Source organism: Flammeovirgaceae bacterium SG7u.111, assembly GCA_034044135.1.
Lineage (GTDB): Bacteria > Bacteroidota > Bacteroidia > Cytophagales > Flammeovirgaceae.
This window is the reverse complement of sequence record CP139021.1, coordinates 4,172,153-4,187,863: the sequence shown is the minus strand read 5'-3', so window position 1 is coordinate 4,187,863 and position 15,711 is coordinate 4,172,153. Positions and strand designations below refer to the sequence as shown.

General features: G+C 40.5%; 15 protein-coding genes and 1 tRNA gene. 1 reads left to right on the top strand and 15 read right to left on the bottom strand.

Annotated features, from left to right (window positions below; translation table 11 throughout):
• Positions 1 to 13: 13 nt before the first annotated feature.
• The 13 genes from R9C00_16395 to R9C00_16335 form a co-directional block, all read right to left on the bottom strand.
• Complete coding sequence (locus R9C00_16395; protein WPO33283.1) at positions 14 to 1,177, bottom strand: hypothetical protein; 1,164 nt, start codon at positions 1,175 to 1,177, stop codon at positions 14 to 16.
• Positions 1,178 to 1,190: 13 nt separating this feature from the next.
• Positions 1,191 to 2,363 (bottom strand): hypothetical protein, encoded by a 1,173-nt coding sequence (locus R9C00_16390; protein WPO33282.1) that lies wholly within the window; start codon positions 2,361 to 2,363, stop codon positions 1,191 to 1,193.
• 246 nt (positions 2,364 to 2,609) lie between these two features.
• Positions 2,610 to 3,293 (bottom strand): hypothetical protein, encoded by a 684-nt coding sequence (locus R9C00_16385; GenBank protein WPO33281.1) that lies wholly within the window; start codon positions 3,291 to 3,293, stop codon positions 2,610 to 2,612.
• A gap of 551 nt (positions 3,294 to 3,844) precedes the next feature.
• Entirely contained in the window at positions 3,845 to 3,979 is a 135-nt protein-coding gene (locus R9C00_16380; protein WPO33280.1) for a hypothetical protein, read from the bottom strand.
• A 105-nt stretch (positions 3,980 to 4,084) separates the two neighbouring features.
• On the bottom strand, positions 4,085 to 4,426 hold the full coding sequence (locus R9C00_16375) for a hypothetical protein (GenBank protein ID WPO33279.1): 342 nt from the start codon (positions 4,424 to 4,426) through the stop codon (positions 4,085 to 4,087).
• A 379-nt stretch (positions 4,427 to 4,805) separates the two neighbouring features.
• A tRNA-Leu gene (locus tag R9C00_16370) sits at positions 4,806 to 4,889 on the bottom strand.
• Positions 4,890 to 5,039: 150 nt separating this feature from the next.
• Complete coding sequence (gene surE, locus R9C00_16365) at positions 5,040 to 5,813, bottom strand: 5'/3'-nucleotidase SurE (GenBank protein WPO33278.1); 774 nt, start codon at positions 5,811 to 5,813, stop codon at positions 5,040 to 5,042.
• Positions 5,814 to 5,895: 82 nt separating this feature from the next.
• Positions 5,896 to 6,981: an acyloxyacyl hydrolase gene (locus tag R9C00_16360; GenBank protein ID WPO33277.1), complete on the bottom strand. Its 1,086-nt coding sequence runs from the start codon at positions 6,979 to 6,981 to the stop codon at positions 5,896 to 5,898.
• A 168-nt stretch (positions 6,982 to 7,149) separates the two neighbouring features.
• Complete coding sequence (locus tag R9C00_16355) at positions 7,150 to 7,650, bottom strand: hypothetical protein (protein ID WPO33276.1); 501 nt, start codon at positions 7,648 to 7,650, stop codon at positions 7,150 to 7,152.
• A gap of 175 nt (positions 7,651 to 7,825) precedes the next feature.
• The gene (locus tag R9C00_16350) at positions 7,826 to 8,857 is read right to left on the bottom strand and encodes a helix-hairpin-helix domain-containing protein (protein ID WPO33275.1); all 1,032 of its coding nucleotides are present in this window, start codon (positions 8,855 to 8,857) and stop codon (positions 7,826 to 7,828) included.
• A gap of 41 nt (positions 8,858 to 8,898) precedes the next feature.
• Positions 8,899 to 9,459 carry an OmpA family protein gene (locus tag R9C00_16345; protein WPO33274.1) on the bottom strand — a complete coding sequence of 187 codons (561 nt, stop codon included), beginning with the start codon at positions 9,457 to 9,459 and terminating at the stop codon, positions 8,899 to 8,901.
• A 288-nt stretch (positions 9,460 to 9,747) separates the two neighbouring features.
• Positions 9,748 to 10,446 carry a response regulator transcription factor gene (locus tag R9C00_16340; GenBank protein WPO33273.1) on the bottom strand — a complete coding sequence of 233 codons (699 nt, stop codon included), beginning with the start codon at positions 10,444 to 10,446 and terminating at the stop codon, positions 9,748 to 9,750.
• The gene (locus R9C00_16335) at positions 10,443 to 11,471 is read right to left on the bottom strand and encodes a histidine kinase (protein ID WPO33272.1); all 1,029 of its coding nucleotides are present in this window, start codon (positions 11,469 to 11,471) and stop codon (positions 10,443 to 10,445) included. Before R9C00_16335 ends, R9C00_16340 begins: the two co-directional genes overlap by 4 nt.
• Positions 11,472 to 11,681: 210 nt before the next feature.
• On the opposite strand from R9C00_16335, the gene R9C00_16330 reads away from it, so the two are divergent.
• Complete coding sequence (locus R9C00_16330; protein WPO33271.1) at positions 11,682 to 14,063, top strand: TonB-dependent receptor; 2,382 nt, start codon at positions 11,682 to 11,684, stop codon at positions 14,061 to 14,063.
• 146 nt (positions 14,064 to 14,209) lie between these two features.
• Here the strand turns inward: R9C00_16330 and R9C00_16325 are convergent, their stop codons facing one another.
• Complete coding sequence (locus R9C00_16325) at positions 14,210 to 14,647, bottom strand: hypothetical protein (GenBank protein WPO33270.1); 438 nt, start codon at positions 14,645 to 14,647, stop codon at positions 14,210 to 14,212.
• Between the two features lie 25 nt (positions 14,648 to 14,672).
• A complete protein-coding gene (gene murB / locus R9C00_16320; protein WPO33269.1) occupies positions 14,673 to 15,689 on the bottom strand; it encodes a UDP-N-acetylmuramate dehydrogenase in 1,017 nt (338 codons plus the stop codon).
• Positions 15,690 to 15,711 lie beyond the last annotated feature (22 nt).

Below are 15,711 nucleotides of genomic sequence, written 5' to 3'. Positions count from 1 at the left end.
CGCTTGTTGGACCTTATTTGTTTTCTAGCTTTTCCAATCGTTGTTTGAGTGACTGGTTTTCCTTTTTGAGGGCTTCCATGTCTTTTTGTTGTTGGATTAGATAGAGCGTGAGCTCCTCCACTTTCTGCAAGAGCTTGATGTCCATCTCCCCCAAGTCCAGCCCATTATCCCGCATCTCTTTTTCGGAAGGAATCTCGGGGAGGTGCTTGTTGTTTTTCACGAACTCGGCTACTTTGTTGAGGTTAGGAAGGTCGTAGTCTTCTGCGAAGACGAAGTCGGCGCCGGCATTTACGGTTACCTTTACTTTGCGGGCATGAGCTTCGCCTGCTACGGTCAGCATTGCCTCAGGGTTGGTAGTTCCTATGCCTACGTTGCCACCATTAAAAAATGAAGTCCCTGTTGATCTGAGTTCTAGCTTTAACTCATGACTCGTTTCGGATTTTGCTTCATACATCTGGAAAACTGAGGCCAATAAACCTTGTGAAGACCCCCCGGGTTTCAATTTAAAATAATTATGGGCATAATCATTAGGTCGCGTTCCCATGGTCATTTGATGACTTGCCCAATAAATATGATTATTACCATTTCCAGAATTGATATATAGGTCACCACGTACGTCAAGTTTATATTCTGGAGTTTCTGTGCCTATGCCTAAATTTCCATTGAGACCATTTATAAAAAGAAGTTGACGGACTGAACCGGTGCCAGTATTTTCAGCTTCAAATCTAAAATCTCCAAATTCGTTATTATCTTTTGTCCTGAAAGTTAAGACGTTTGAGGAACCTTCATAGGTTCTATTTAATTGAAGTAGCCCATCCCAGAAATGGAGATTACCTCTGATATTGACTTTTCCTTCATGGAATACTTTAAATACATCATAAGTACCATACTGATTTCGTAATGTAATGGCAAAGTCTCCATATGTACCATCCCAATTATTATTCAATAAAATTCTCCCCATTCTGGAACTTCCATCAGCACTATAGCTCAAATGCAAACCAGTATTTTGGGCTTTTGACGCAGCTAAGGTTAAAGAAGAAGTCCCTGTCCAAGTTGTTGTTGAAGAATTGCTCCTGAAAATAACAGGTCCGACATGTTCAAGGGTCGATTGTGCATGAATTGTGCGTGCAATTGTTAGCAAGGCAAAAACAGAAACGCTTAGTATTAAATTTTTCATTTTGAAAAGAGGATTATTGTTTGTTTATAAGTTGGTTGACTAAGTTTTTCAATTCAGAGATTTCTCGATCTTGTTTTTGAATTTTACTTTGTTGAAGCTTTATAGCTTTCTCCTGCTCAATGGTATAAAGCATCAGTTCCTCTATCTTTTGGAGGAGCTTGGCGTCCATCTTGCCTAGGTCAATGCCGTTTTCTTCTACTTCCTTGGCAGAGGGGATATCCTGTAAATGATTATTTTCTTGTATGTAGCTTTCTACTTCTGAGAGGGTGGGGAGGGCGTAGTTTTCATCGAATACGAAGTCTGACCAATTAACTTTTAAATCTACCTTTACTTTTTCAGCTCGAATACCTTTTGCTACGTACAAGAAATACTCAGCAGAAGAAATGTTTTCTGTTCCTATCCCGATAATTGTTCCTTCGGAAGTAGGTCTCATTGTCATTGCAAGTTGAGGTGTGTTATAACCGTATTCTGTATAAAGTTTCAGTCCTGTTTGATTTGTTGTGGTTTTGTATGCTTCTATTATTGGTCCTAGTTGGCTGCCACCAAATGCAAACTGCATTGAGACACTACCATTTTCATCGCTTGGACTGTAATAAGAATTCCTAATTCTTAGAGTTGGATTGTGAGTCTCTTTATTAAGTGTACTACTTGCAAGGTTTCCAATGATATCTAATTTCGTAGACGGTGAAGTCGTGCCAATTCCAACTTTACCATCATCTGCGTCAATTACCATAAGGTCTTTGTCCCATGAAGTGCCGTTGTTTTTTAATTTTTGAAACCGTATCTGATTATGGACTTCATTAAACTCAATAGCGGCAGCTTTTCCAGTCAAATCATGGAAAGCAAGTATTGGTCTTGAAGCTTTAAGGGTAAATAAATGTGTAGGATTTGCAATTCCTAATCCAATGTTCCCATTTGATAACATTACAAATTGAGAACTATTCAGTGAACCTCCAGAATTGAGAGAAAAAGCACCTGAGTTTGACTGGTCTATGCCCAAAGAGTACCAAGAGTTATTTGGGTCATGGAATGTAAACCAAGAATCATCATCATCTCTTTCGATGAGCAGGGCTCGTGTTCCTGGTTCTCTTATAATAGCTTGCCCCGTTGTTGGGAAGGTATTTTGTGCTTTTACAAGGTTAATTGTCAATATGATAGTGCAAAATAATAGTAATTTTTTTTTCATGTTGAAGGCTTGTTATTTGGTATGGTGTTTATTGTTTCTCAAGAAGTTGATTGACTAGTTTTTCCAAAGCTTCGATTTTTTCTTGCTGCTTTTTCAATTCTAAAATTTCCTGTTCTTGATTATCGATTTTACTTTTTTGCTCAGAGCCTTTCTAAGGCTTGTCTTTCAATCTTCTTCTCCTGCTCAATAGTATAAAGCATCAGTTCTTCTATCTTTTGGAGCAGTTTGGCGTCCATCGCACCTAGGTCAATACTCTTTGGCAGAGGGGGTGCCTTGTAGGTGGTTGTTCGCCTGTATGTAGCTTTCTATCTCGGAGAGGGTGGGGAGGGCATAGTCCTCTTCGAATACAAAGTCTGACCAGCCAGTAGCTTCAACTTTTACTTTTCTTACTCCAGTCGATCCTTCTACAGCTAGTTTGTGGCTTCCTGTTGTTGTTGTGCCAATCCCAAGGCTACCATCAGCAGTCATGGTCATTTTTCGATCACCATAATTAGCCCAACCAAAAAGTGGTCTATGTGAAATATTTCCCCAAGTAACCCTTGAATCAAAAAGCATTACAGGGTTGTCATTGGCAATGTCGTTGTTACTATTAATCTCTCCAACAAATGCCAGTGCTGTTCGAGGGTCAGTAGCATGATATCCTTTGATCATTGGTATAAACTGACCGTCATTCCCTGTTAAATTTGCTATAGAGATATAATCACTTTCAGAATGGTAGGCTTTGATTCTGAATAGATTATCATTATTTGATATACCTTTTATATCAAATAAATAATTAGGGACATTTGTCCCGATTCCTACATTTCCCATGAAGTATTGTTTGCCTGAGGTGTCATCCCATTGGGAGTTTTGGGCATTGGCAGTAAAGCCAATAAAAAAGGTGAGTATGGATGTTAAAAGGAAGGTGTTTGTTATTGGTTTAGATGCCATTTTTATTCTTATTGTAATGGTGAAAATTGTATTATTTTAATATATTGCCATTTTGTAAGATAGCTTCGATTAGATATGGTTAAATTTGATCTTGGGCACATTTTGCTGGAGAAGAAAAATTTCATTTCTTGCTGTTTTTGAGAATGTTGATATTGCAAAAAGAAACTAAAAAAGTTCATTATTAAAACATACATACAATAATTAATATTGCTTGTTTTGTATTATTAACAAGTGGATGGTTATTGATATTTAGATGTATTTCAATACTTAGTTGTATTTATTCAAGTGATTGAGGCGAATAAAAAAATATCACTTTTGTCTTGTTTGTTTTTTGTTAAGTGTTTTTTTACAAAAAATGCTGTAAGATTCCTAGATGAAACAGGTTTGTGTAATATGGATATTTTGAAGAGGGGACTGCAGGAGGGGATATCGCAGTACCTTATGCGTGCTCAGCTGATATAGCTTTGTGAAACCCAAAGGTAAAGCATGGGGATGTGAGATTAAAAACAGTGGCAAGTACATTTTCTATTCGCATGGGTTTCTGTTTTATATTACAAAATATCCTTATGGGCATCATCTAGCTCCTCAGTATCGAAGCTGTCGAGGTAGGCTTGGGTCACGTTTTCGTTGTTGTGCCCCATTGCCTCGCTAATTCGGGCAGTGGTTACCTTGTTGCTACGTTTCATACGGTAGCGTAGGTGTAGCGGGCTGAGTAGGAGTTACCCTGTGTTCTATCCCAATTTACTTAGCTAGGCTCGGCATAGTGTCGTTGAACTGTCTAATGACTTTATTCAGCCTTGGTGGAAGTAGTCGCTCAGGATAGGAAATACATAAGGGCTTATTTTTACTTCTTTGTAATAGTGTAAGATATCCAACGTATTTTTAGGTATCCTGAAATGGAAGAGCGTGCCCGTTTGTTTACGGGTATATACTATTTTGTCTTCCACTATAATTTCTTTCCTCTTCAGAAATGCTATGTGACTGAAATTGATGCCTTTACAATAATAGGAGAATAAGAACATGTTTCGCATGTGCCATGCCTTGCATTCATGTTTTACTTCAAGTTCGGCTATTTTCAACACCTCTTCTTTTTTCAGTGCACGCTTTCTTGTTTCTTGCTTGGGCTTGCCCACATTGTAACCATTAAAAGGATAGTGTTTTTGCTCGACTAGCCCTTCTTTGATAGCGCTATTAAAAGCTGTTTCTTTATGTCATCCCAAAAGTGGGGTGGACTGTAGAACTCCGTTGCCACGTACTTGGACTTTCGGTCAAGTGTGTAACGAATCATGATGGGGTGTTCCCCGTTCTTTATTTCTTTTATCTTACGGTTTTTTTTGATTTAGTTGCTTTCATCTATTACTGATAGTATTCAGGATTGTCTCAAAATTGAAACTGCTAAAATAGCCTAAGGCAGTACAGGTTTTAGCTGTAAAAAAGGATGCAAAGGGGAGAGTGGTAGTTACCGTTAAAAAGTAAAAGCCTCCGAGTCGTTATGATTCGGAGGCTTTTGTGTACCCAGGGCCGGGGTCGAACCGGCACGATATTGCTATCATTGGTGTTTGAGACCAACGCGTCTACCAATTCCGCCACCTGGGCTTCAAATTGGTGTGCAAACATAGGTAAAGTTTTTATTTTGTCAAAAATACCTCAAAGAAATATTCCTATTTTTCCACTTTACTTCACAATCTTATTGATAATCAGAAAGAAAAATTTCTGAGGGGTTTGAAGGAAGTTGCAATTCGACGATCAAATATCCCATTCATCATTCAAAATTGGCAAAGCATGGTGGGCGGTCATGTCGGTACTTACGGGTACAACCGATACATAATTGTTGGCGATTGCCCATTCGTCTGTGTCTTCGCCCTTGTCTTTGTTAATGAAATCGCCCGTGAGCCAGAGGTATTTTCTACCGTAAGGGTCAACTCTTTCGTCAAATTTTTCTTGCCAGTGGGCAATGGCTTGGCGGCAGATCTTTATTCCTTTTAATGGTTTTTCTTTTTTAGGAGGGAAGTTCACGTTGAGGGCAACGCCTTTCATATTGCCAGATTTAAGCGCTTCTAATGCTATCTTTTTTACATAGGGTATAGCATGGCTGAAGTCGATGTCGTGGCCATATTCGCAGAGGGAAAAGCCAATGGCGTTCATTCCTTCCAGTGCAGCTTCTACCGCCGCCGACATGGTGCCTGAATAAAGCACGCTTACCGAAGTGTTGCTTCCATGGTTGATCCCGCTGACAACAAGGTCAGGGTTTTTCCCTTTCAGAATATAATTTTTGGCAATCTTGATGCAGTCTGCTGGCGTGCCCGAGCATTCGTAAGCCTCTACGTCTTCAAAAATTTCGCTCTTATAGATTTTTAACGGGTCGTTGATGGTGATGGCGTGCCCCATACCCGACTGTGGGCTGTTTGGCGCAACCACTATCACTTTCCCTATTTCTTTCATGGCTTCCACTAAATGGCGAATGCCAGGAGCTGTGATACCATCATCGTTCGATATGAGTATAAGTGGTTTTTCTTTCATGGTTCAATTTTAAGGCTGATTAGATATGATTTTGTGAGTTTAGCTCGCTAAGCTATGAATTTTCAATTCCAAAAGCTTCTTTTTATTTTTTCCCAAACGTATACCCCAAGCCCCATTCTATTAGGTCGGCTTTTCCATAGTGTGTTTTTAACATCATGGAGGCGAAAACCCTCTTGCTAGGGTAGTACTTTAGGCCCCAGCGTAGGTAAATAGGTTCGTCTAGGTCTTTTTCTGGGCGGTAAATGTAGTAACCAATCTGGGTGACCAAGTTTATTTTGCTGACGAACAGATGATGGCCAAAGGTGATCCCCGTCCTAAATAACTCAGCATCGTCTTTTTTGATGACCTTGGGGATGGAGCTGTTGTACACAAGGTCGGTGCCTAGCATCCAGCCAGTTTTTGGTCCGGTTCGCTTGATTCCGTTAAAAGAGATAGTCCAAGCAAAATCGGGGTCATAGCCTATGTCGGCAGCTTTCCAGCCGAACCCGTAACTTAAGTCATAAGAAACACCTTTTTCGTAAGAAAACTTCACGTTTTCGTTGATCTTAAACCGTTCGGGGTTCGGGGTATGGGCTATTCCCAAAGTGAACGAAGGGATGTTTACACCCTTGTTTGGTTTTTTGACTGCCCCATTTGAGTAGTGGGTAAAAGTAAGCCCAGTGTTGATCCTCCATTTTGGTGAAAACTGGTAATGATAAAGGAAGTTGCCTTCCATCACGGTATTGAACTTGGTGCTGACTAGAATATTGGTGGGGTTAGTTTCCTCATCGTAGATCTTGGTGCTGTAGGAAATGCCTGGCGCAATTTTGAAGCTAAGTTGGTGCTTGCTCGGCTTTTTGATCAAGAACTTTTGGAAATAGATAGTGGCATAATACATATCACCCAGCACTTCGGGATTATCTAGGTTGAACCAACCTGCCGAAAATCCTATTCCTGGAAAATTCCATTCATGCTGCCAAGGCTTATCCCCGTTGGTTTTTACATGATAAAAAAACTCAATTCCTCTCGGAAACCTATTTTCCAAAGAGGGGTCAATTTCTTTTCTGTGTTTGATGAGGTAGCCTTGTCGCGCATTTATTCCATAGGTGATAGCTTTGTCTTGTTGGGCAAATAGCCAGAAAGGTAGGCAAAAAATACCGACTAGAATAAGGAGTGATTTGTTGTTCATAAGTAAAAGAAAATAAATTCACTTAGCTGATTTACAAGCCTTAAATCGAAAGACTCTCAGCTAACATCAGGTTTGTTTTTCGAGTGCAAAGTTTATAAAAAAAGCCCTTTTGCAAGGGCAATGTTTCATTATTAATTTAAGAAAATTGAAACCTGTTTGCTGACAAGGCTATTTGGAAAAACTGTAGAATGTTTTGTCCAGCTCAAAGTTGCCCGCCTTGAATTTGACAACGAACTCTTTTATCAGTTCTTCGTTGACTTCTTCTACGTTGAGGCAAATTTCCATTAGAGTGAAATCATCACCTTCTTCTTGCCCCGTAACTATGAATTCTTGCACCGAAAAATCATCGTCTTTGGTGAGCTCTTTTATTATTTCTTCCAGCAATTCTATGTGCGGACCGTCTTCTTCTTCAAAGTTGGCGTTGGCAAATTTCGGCTCGGTGTCCACCACTGCATCTTTCGCTGCCTCGTAAATCCCTTCGTAAAACTCTAGCTCTAGTGTGTATAGAAACGCGTCTATAGCAGCTGGTTTGCCATCTATGTTCGCTACAAACTTGAAGCTTGCCGTTTCTTCATCCAGATCTTGCAGTAAATATTCTTTATTTATCCCTTCGCATTTTTCATTCAAAAGAGAAATGTTTTTTTCATCAAAAGATGCATGTGTTGCCATAATGTACTTCCTTTTAGCTGCTATTTTTGGCTGTTGCCATTTATCAAGCTGCAAATTTAAACCAGTTAGGAGTAATACCCACTATTGCAACTACTTATTTGTAAATGAAATCGCCCCGCATGTTGGGCTGCTTGGCAACCAAAGGCGAGGCGATGTAGTTAATGTGCAACAGGTTTTACCGTTCGGTTTCTTCTAGCGTAACTTCTGCTTCGGTTTCAACTTTGCTTTCCAGCTGGGTAAAGTATAAGGTGCGAGCTTGGCCTACCCAGTCGTCGCGTTGAATTCTTCCAGGGAAGGATGAAATGGAATGGGCAACTTTTTCTATGATTTCCTCATCAAAAGAGCAGATCTGACGATAGGTTCTGATTCCTATCTCGTTGAGCTTTTTTTCAATGAAAGGACCAATGCCAGAAATCGTTTTTAAATCGTCTTTTTCATTTGGTCGGGCATCGGTGAACATGAGCTCGCTGATGTGCAAACCTTGGATCAGCCTTTTGGCCTGGCCTACCCAGTCGTCCCGCTCAATTCTTCCAGGGAAATAGGCGATAGCAAGAGTGACGCGCTGAACGGTTTCATCATCAAATTCACTTATTTGCCTATAAGTCCATATGCCAATATTGTTGAGTTTTTGCTCTATGAACGGACCAATACCGTTTATTTTTTTCAGGTCATCCCTTTCTTCTTCGCTAGAGTCGCTAAAAAGCAATCGGGTAGGGTTTGCTTCCATCGCATTTTGGTGCATATTCACCGCATAATCGTAGTCAGAGAGCAACGCTTCTAGGTCATCTACCCGTTGCATTAGCTGATCTTTTTCATTGAAAAGTTCTTCATTTTTGCTTCTAAGCCAAGTTGCTTCTCGGCTAAGCTCTTCGTAGTTCAGTGCCGTTACAAGGTCTTCTTTCGCCCTCAGTTGTTCCAGTTCTTCTTGCATCAATTTGGTGCTTACCTGCAAGTTGTCGGCTTCGTTTTTGGAGAGTTCCAATTGCGTTTTAAGGTTGGAGGAATGCGCTTGGAGCTTTTGGTAATTCAATATTTGCTCGTTGTGGTCATGCCTGAGCGTTTTCATTTGGTTGGTCAATTCCGAGTCCTCAGCTTGCAAAGCGCGGAGAGGTTTCGACCAAAGATTGCGGAAATAAGCCCATGCGGTGATGTACCCTATGATAAAAGCAACCGACAAAACTGCGATTATAAATAATAATTCGTTCATGGCTATAGTTTTAGAGGATTATTGAAATTTATATATCTTACTTAAGGTTGTTGAAGCCTGATTTCCACCCTTCTGTTCAGCGTGCGCGAGGCTTCGTCGGTGTTGGGGCTTAGTGGATTGCTTTCCCCTCCCGATATCACTATGAGGCTGGTAGAATCTATCCCTTTGTTTATTAAAAGGTCTCGAAGGAATTCTGCTCTTTTTTTGGCAAGGGCAATGTTGTTATCAGTATCGCCAAGGTCGCAGGTGTATCCCACTAGGGAAACTTTTTGGCCAGGGTTTTCCTTCATATATTTTACCAAATGGTCGAAATACTCCATTTCGTTGTAATCTAGCTCTAGCGAAGAGCCGGCTAGGTTGTAGTAGACGTTCATGGGCTCAAGCCGCATTGGGGCAAGCGTATTGGTCTCTAAGGTGATCTCTTCTTCGGTTTCTTTTATCGGTTCAATAGACTCAGGAGCAATTTTTTTCTCAATAGGAAGTATTGTATTTGCCTCCAGCACATTTTCAAGGCAATTGTTTTTTACCTTGCACATATACAAATAGGAGGACAGGCTTGTCCACGCCAAAAAGCAGACAAACCCAATGATGAGGGTTCTCATATTTTTGATTTTTTTTTTGAAAAATGTAGTTGGTGGTAATTACTTATGAAGTGTCCGCTGGTTGGGGAGTTGGAGTATAGTATGGTTTAGGAGACCATGTAAGTCGTTGGCTATAGTGTGATTTCGATTCTTAATATAAAAGAAAAATATTCGATAAAAAACGTTTTTACCGATAAAATGTGAAAAAAATTAGGAGTTGGAATATGAGTAGAAAAGATTGGATTTTAGGGTGTAAGATTCTGTACCTCAATACAAAAGCAAAGTTTGGGCAAGGTTGTCAAAAGAGGGTTATTTCAGGTAGCGTTGGGCAAAGGCGTTTTTATAAGCCCTGCCTATTGGCAAAGCGATATCTTTCCCAATGAACACTTGGTTGCCTGCCACTTTGGTAGCTTTCAGCATATTCACGATGTACGATTTGTGTATTTGCACAAATTGCTGATCGGCAAGTTTCTCCGCCCAATGCTTTATGGGCAAAGAAGAAAGGAGCTTTCTCTCGGGCAGGTAGATTTCGGTATAATCCCCATCAGATTTTATGTAGAGAATTTCGGTTATATGGAGTTTGATATGCTCGTAGCCAGATTTGATGAAAATCGTTTCTGGCTCTCTTTCCTTTTGGTTTGTATCTGCGGCATTAGTCCATTTTTCTGGTACTTTAGAAACGGCTTGCACAAAGCGGTTGAAGGAGAAAGGCTTCAGCAGATAATCCACCACATTGAGGTCGTAGCCTTTCAGGGCATAGTCCGAAAAAGCAGTGGTGAGAATGATATGAGGAGGGTTGGTAAGCGATTTTATAAAATCTATCCCCGACAGTTTGGGTAAGTGAATATCCAAAAAGACTAGCTCTACCGATTCTGTTTTTAAGAATTCGAGAGCCTGAAGAGCATCGGGAAACGTGCCTACAAGCTCAAGTGAGCCAATATCACTAATGAATTTTTTTAAGATTCGCTGGGCTGGTGGCTGATCCTCCACTATAATACATTGTTTCATACCGTGGTTTTTGATAATTGGATGTCCAGAGTTACTTCGTAGCTTTCACTTGTATCGTTAATGAGCAAGGTATGCGTATTGGGGTAGAGCAAGTTTAAGCGCTTTTTTACATTTTCCAACCCAATTCCTTTAGATAGGCTTTCGGTGTTGGTGTTGGGCAAATGGGAGTTTGTACATCGGAAATGCAACTCGCCATCTTCTTTCAAAACGATAGCTATATCTATCAGGATTTTATCCGACTGGCTGGCCGTGCTGTGCTTAAATGCATTTTCCACAAACACAATCAAAATCAGTGGCGCTATTTGGTAGCTCTGGCTGATGTTTTCTTTGTGGAAATTGATTTCCCCCCTGTCTTCTACTTGTAACTGGTTAAGCTGAGTGAAGTTTTCTAAGTTTTCCACTTCATTGTCCAAGGGCACAAATTTGGCTTTGCATTCGTATAGCATATACCTAAGCACGGCCGAAAGCTCTAAGATTATTGTGGGTGTTTTGGGCGAATTTTCTATTGCATAAGAATAAATATTGTTGAGGTTATTGAACAAGAAATGGGGGTTGATCTGCGATTGTAAAAACTGCAGCTCGCTTTCGGCTATGTGCTTTTTGAGCTTATCAACTTCATTTTGTTTTTTGAGCGCATCCCAAGCAAACTTGAAGCCTGTGAGGATGATCATCATGGGTAGTACTTCAATAAGGCTTAAAAACACTCCGGGAAACCGTTTTGCCCGAGTTTCGGGGAAGTATATTCTCTCTAGTACCAGCTCTTCTGTTAGGATAATGATGGAGATTATCAATGTGATCCAAACAAAAAACATAAAATACTTCTTCTTATAGAAAAAGCGGGGAAGAATCAGTTCATTGATGACCAAAGCCCAAATGGCAAAATTGAAGAAGTACGCAAATTTGTGTTCTTCTATAGTAGGGGAATGCTTGTCGAAGGAGAAGAACAGGAACACGACAAGTTGCAACAGCAATTGAAATAAAAGCTCCTTAGTTGAAAAAGATGATTTTGAAGTCGGTAAGTGCATGTTCCAAATTAATACACAAAAAACGTACTCGCCAAAATAAAAAGCTCATCGACCAAAAAGCTACCGTAAACGGCAATTATTCTGGTATTTTTCAACTTTTGTCGTTCATCACTTTAGTTCTGTTGTTTGACGACTGCTTTTCTTTATTAGTGTATGAACTTGTTCCTTTGCATTGAGAAACTCCAAATTCCTAAATTAACTACATAAACAATGATACACAGATACATACAATTCTACTCATGTGCCCTTCTTTTATTATTAGGTGCAAATGGCTTACAAGCACAAAGCTCTAAAGTAGAAATTACTGGTAAGGTAATAAGCACCTCTAACGAGGCTGTAGAATTTGCCACCGTAATGATAGGCGATCCTCAAACCCAAAAGCCTATTACTGGAACGACAACCAAAGAAGATGGTTCCTTCCTCATCAAAGCAAATACCGATAATTTTTTTGTAGAAGTCAGTTTTATAGGCTACACTTCCAAGCGGATAAATGAAATTGAAGTGGTAGAAGGGAAGCTTGATTTAGGCACTATCACAATTGCCGAAGATGTTCAGGCCTTGGACGAGGTAATGGTACGGGCAGAAAAGTCTTCCACCGAATTCAAGTTGGACAAACGGGTTTTTAATGTAGGGCAAGACTTGAGTAGCACAGGGATGAGCGCCCTAGAGATTTTAAATAATGTACCCTCGGTAACGGTAGATATAGAAGGAGCGATTAGCTTGCGGGGAAGCTCAGGAGTTCAGATTTTAATTAACGGAAAGCCTTCAGTGCTGGCGCAAGATCAAGGTACGCTGGGTACACTTACTTCCGATATGATCGAGAAAATAGAGGTGATTACCAATCCTTCTGCCAAATACGATGCTGAAGGTACTTCTGGTATTATCAATATCGTAATAAAAAAGGAGGAGAAGAAAGGCTTGAACGGTTCGATAAGTTTAAATACGGGGACCCCCAATAGCCATAGTGTTGGCCTCAGCATGAACCGCAGGACAGAGAAGTTTAACCTGTTTACCCAACTTGGGGCTGGACTGAGGACCTATCCTCAAGAATATAACACACTGAATGAGGATCTTATCACAAACGAAACGATTACAAGCGTGGGGAGTGGCAAGAAAAATGAAATATTCTATAATTTGATATTAGGAGCTGATTACCACATAAACGATAACAATGTGATTACCCTTACCGGGAACTATGCTTTTGAAGACGAGGAAGACCTTTCTGATGCAACATTTATGAGGTATGATGCCAATAGCGAGCTTGAGGATGCTTGGGATAGGAATGAAGTTACCACTGCCGATAATCCAAAGTGGCAGTTTGAAATGAACTACAAAAAAGATTTCAAAGATCATAAAGACCACGATTTGGTCTTTACCGCGCAAGGGCACTTCTTTGGAAAGGATCAGTCTTCCGAATTTAAAAATACAACTACTTATGGTTCTTTGATTTCAGAAGAACAGCGTACTCGCACGGACTTTAGCGATGAAACGTATACATTCAAGCTCGACTATACCCACCCATTTTCTGAACAAGTTAAGTTGGAGGCTGGGTCTCAGTTAGTTCCCATGAATGTATCGAATGATTATGCTGTTAGTACTCTAATAGGAGACGAGTGGGTAGAAAGTGCAGAGTTGACGAATATTTTCGAATTCCAGCAGACTGTACTAGGCGTGTACTCTACGGGGTCTTACGAGGGAGAAAGATGGGGGGTGAAAGCTGGTATTCGCATGGAATATACCGATGTGAATACTTTCTTGGCCAATACAAACACGGAGAACTCAAAGTACTATACCAACTTTTTTCCAAGTATTCACACTTCCTATAAGTTCACGAATATGTTCTCGTTGCAGGCAGGTTATTCTCAGCGAATTTACCGACCAAGAATGTGGGACTTAAACCCTTTCTTCAACATAAGAAACAATTTTAATATCCGTACGGGTAATCCTGAACTAATGCCCGAGTACACGGATGCATTTGAGGTTACGGGTATTTATGATTTGGCAAAAGTGTCTTTCAATGTTGGGGCGTACCACCGCTATACAACCGATGTGATAGAGCGAGTGACTACTTCGGAAAACAACATTAGTGTTTCTAAACCAGTAAACGTAGGGTCTAACAGGACTACGGGAATTGAGTTTAATGCTAAGTATGATGCTACCGACTGGCTGAGCTTCAATGGAGATTTAAATATAAATTATTTTATTAGAAAGGGCTTGTATGAAGAGGTGTCTTTCGACTTTGATAACAACCAGTTTACCTCAAGGGTCTCGGCTAAACTCAAGTTACCTGCGGATTTTGAAATGGAGCTGCATGGAAACTACCGGTCTCAGCTCCAAACGGTCCAGTCTTTGGTTTCGGAGACCTATTTTATGGACTTTGGGGTCAGAAAAAAGCTGATGAAGGGAAGAACCATCTTGAACCTAAGTGTGAGGGATGTGTTTGCTACTAGGATTAGAGAAAGTGTAACTGATCAAGCTAGCTTCTACCTATATAGCTATCAGCAGCGAGGAAGGTTTATCACTTTCGGTATCAGCTATGGATTTGGAAAAGGAGAGGCAATGGAATTCTCTGGGCAGCGAAGAAGGCGTTAACCCCTTGTGAAACAGAAATAATATTTACAAACTGAACCCTTTTAGGGTATAGGTGTATAATTCGAGGACTTTGGACCATTGGTTCATAGTCCTTTTTTGTTTTGGACAATCAATATTTTTTTTAGTTTTTGGAAAATCCTCACTATTTATTTCTCAATACTGATTAGATCGAAACAATCAGTGCAAAGTTCTTTCCCATTTATGCTTGAGTTAAATTTTGTCATAAAGGCACCACAGCATTCATCTTTTCTGATTTCAATATTGGAAATAATAATTGTATCAGCTTCTGAAATCCCGTAGTTTATAATGAATTCTTTTTGATCGAAAGCAAGAAAGATTTCTATGGATGACTTTTTGTATACCACTAGCTCAGGAAAGCCTATTTCAGTTTCAGTGATACTGATAATGAAGAGAGAATCTGAGGAATATTTTTGGGTAGGTAATCTAAGAATATTGTTCCCATTTCTATCTACTATTTCGAACTCTAACGAAGAGTTTACAGGGCAATCAAAATTTCTACAATTGCTGCATGCTGAAAGCATAATAATAGTAACTGTGATTAGTAGGATGCTAAGTTTTTTCATTTTGAAAGAAGTTAGAGCAGCAAACCTATATAATATTCACCTCAGGAATTATCTCTACTCCAAAGCGCTCGAGAACCGAAGCTTGTATGGCAAGTGCCAAATCTTTAGCTTCCTGTCCTGTGGCGTTGCCATGGTTCACTATTACGAGGGCTTGTTTTTCGAAAGCGCCCACATTTCCCACCTTTTTGCCTTTCCAGCCGCATTGTTCTATCAGCCAGCCGGCAGGGACTTTTACTAGCCCTCCGTCAAGCTTGTATCCCGGAGCAGTTGGGTGTGCCTTCTTGACCGCATCGTATTGGGCAGAAGGTATTTCTGGGTTTTTAAAAAAGCTTCCGCAGTTGCCAATTTCGGCTGGGTCGGGCAGTTTGCTTTCCCGTATGCTTATCACCGCATCGCTTATAGCTTTGGGGGAAAGAGTTTCCACACCCATTTTTCCCAACTCTTGGGCAATAGCCCCATAGCTCGTGTTGAACTGTGGCTTCTTGCAAAGCTTAAACGTAACGTTGAGGATGATATAATTACCTCGTGGTTGGCGTTTGAAAAAACTGTTTCGGTAGGCAAATTGGCAGTCTTCTTTGCCAAAGGTTTCCACTTTTCCTGTTTGGGTATTGAGTGCTTCCAGCTCTTCGAACACATCTTTTAGTTCTACGCCATAAGCCCCAATGTTTTGGATAGGGGAGGCGCCCACCGTGCCAGGGATGAGGGATAGGTTTTCGAGCCCTTGCCAGCCTTGGGCAATAGAATAGAGCACAAAAGAGTGCCATTCTTCTCCCGCTTGGGCTTTTACATAGGCAAACTCCTCGTCCTCTTTCACCAATTCTTTTCCGCTAGTAGCCATCCGAATGACCCAGCCGTCAACATCTTGGGTGAATAGGATATTGCTCCCTCCGCCCAAAATCAAAAACCTCTCGGTTTTGCAAAAAGTTGGTGTCAATAACTCAAGCAAGTCGGCAGTCGACTTTGCCTCAAAAAAATACTTTGCCTTTACCTCTGCATGGAAGGTATTGAAGGGCAAAAGTGAAAAAGAGTTTTGCACGTTCATTGGTGTGGGTAAAATATCTATA

Coding starts and splice junctions, on each gene's coding strand:
- R9C00_16395 (WPO33283.1), bottom strand. CDS start 1,177: ATGAAAAATTTAATACTAAGCGTTTCTGTTTTTGCCTTGCTAACAATT.
- R9C00_16390 (WPO33282.1), bottom strand. CDS start 2,363: ATGAAAAAAAAATTACTATTATTTTGCACTATCATATTGACAATTAAC.
- R9C00_16385 (WPO33281.1), bottom strand. CDS start 3,293: ATGGCATCTAAACCAATAACAAACACCTTCCTTTTAACATCCATACTC.
- R9C00_16380 (WPO33280.1), bottom strand. CDS start 3,979: ATGAAACGTAGCAACAAGGTAACCACTGCCCGAATTAGCGAGGCAATG.
- surE (WPO33278.1), bottom strand. CDS start 5,813: ATGAAAGAAAAACCACTTATACTCATATCGAACGATGATGGTATCACA.
- R9C00_16360 (WPO33277.1), bottom strand. CDS start 6,981: ATGAACAACAAATCACTCCTTATTCTAGTCGGTATTTTTTGCCTACCT.
- R9C00_16355 (WPO33276.1), bottom strand. CDS start 7,650: ATGGCAACACATGCATCTTTTGATGAAAAAAACATTTCTCTTTTGAAT.
- R9C00_16350 (WPO33275.1), bottom strand. CDS start 8,857: ATGAACGAATTATTATTTATAATCGCAGTTTTGTCGGTTGCTTTTATC.
- R9C00_16345 (WPO33274.1), bottom strand. CDS start 9,459: ATGAGAACCCTCATCATTGGGTTTGTCTGCTTTTTGGCGTGGACAAGC.
- R9C00_16340 (WPO33273.1), bottom strand. CDS start 10,446: ATGAAACAATGTATTATAGTGGAGGATCAGCCACCAGCCCAGCGAATC.
- R9C00_16335 (WPO33272.1), bottom strand. CDS start 11,471: ATGCACTTACCGACTTCAAAATCATCTTTTTCAACTAAGGAGCTTTTA.
- R9C00_16330 (WPO33271.1), top strand. CDS start 11,682: ATGATACACAGATACATACAATTCTACTCATGTGCCCTTCTTTTATTA.
- R9C00_16325 (WPO33270.1), bottom strand. CDS start 14,647: ATGAAAAAACTTAGCATCCTACTAATCACAGTTACTATTATTATGCTT.
- murB (WPO33269.1), bottom strand. CDS start 15,689: ATGAACGTGCAAAACTCTTTTTCACTTTTGCCCTTCAATACCTTCCAT.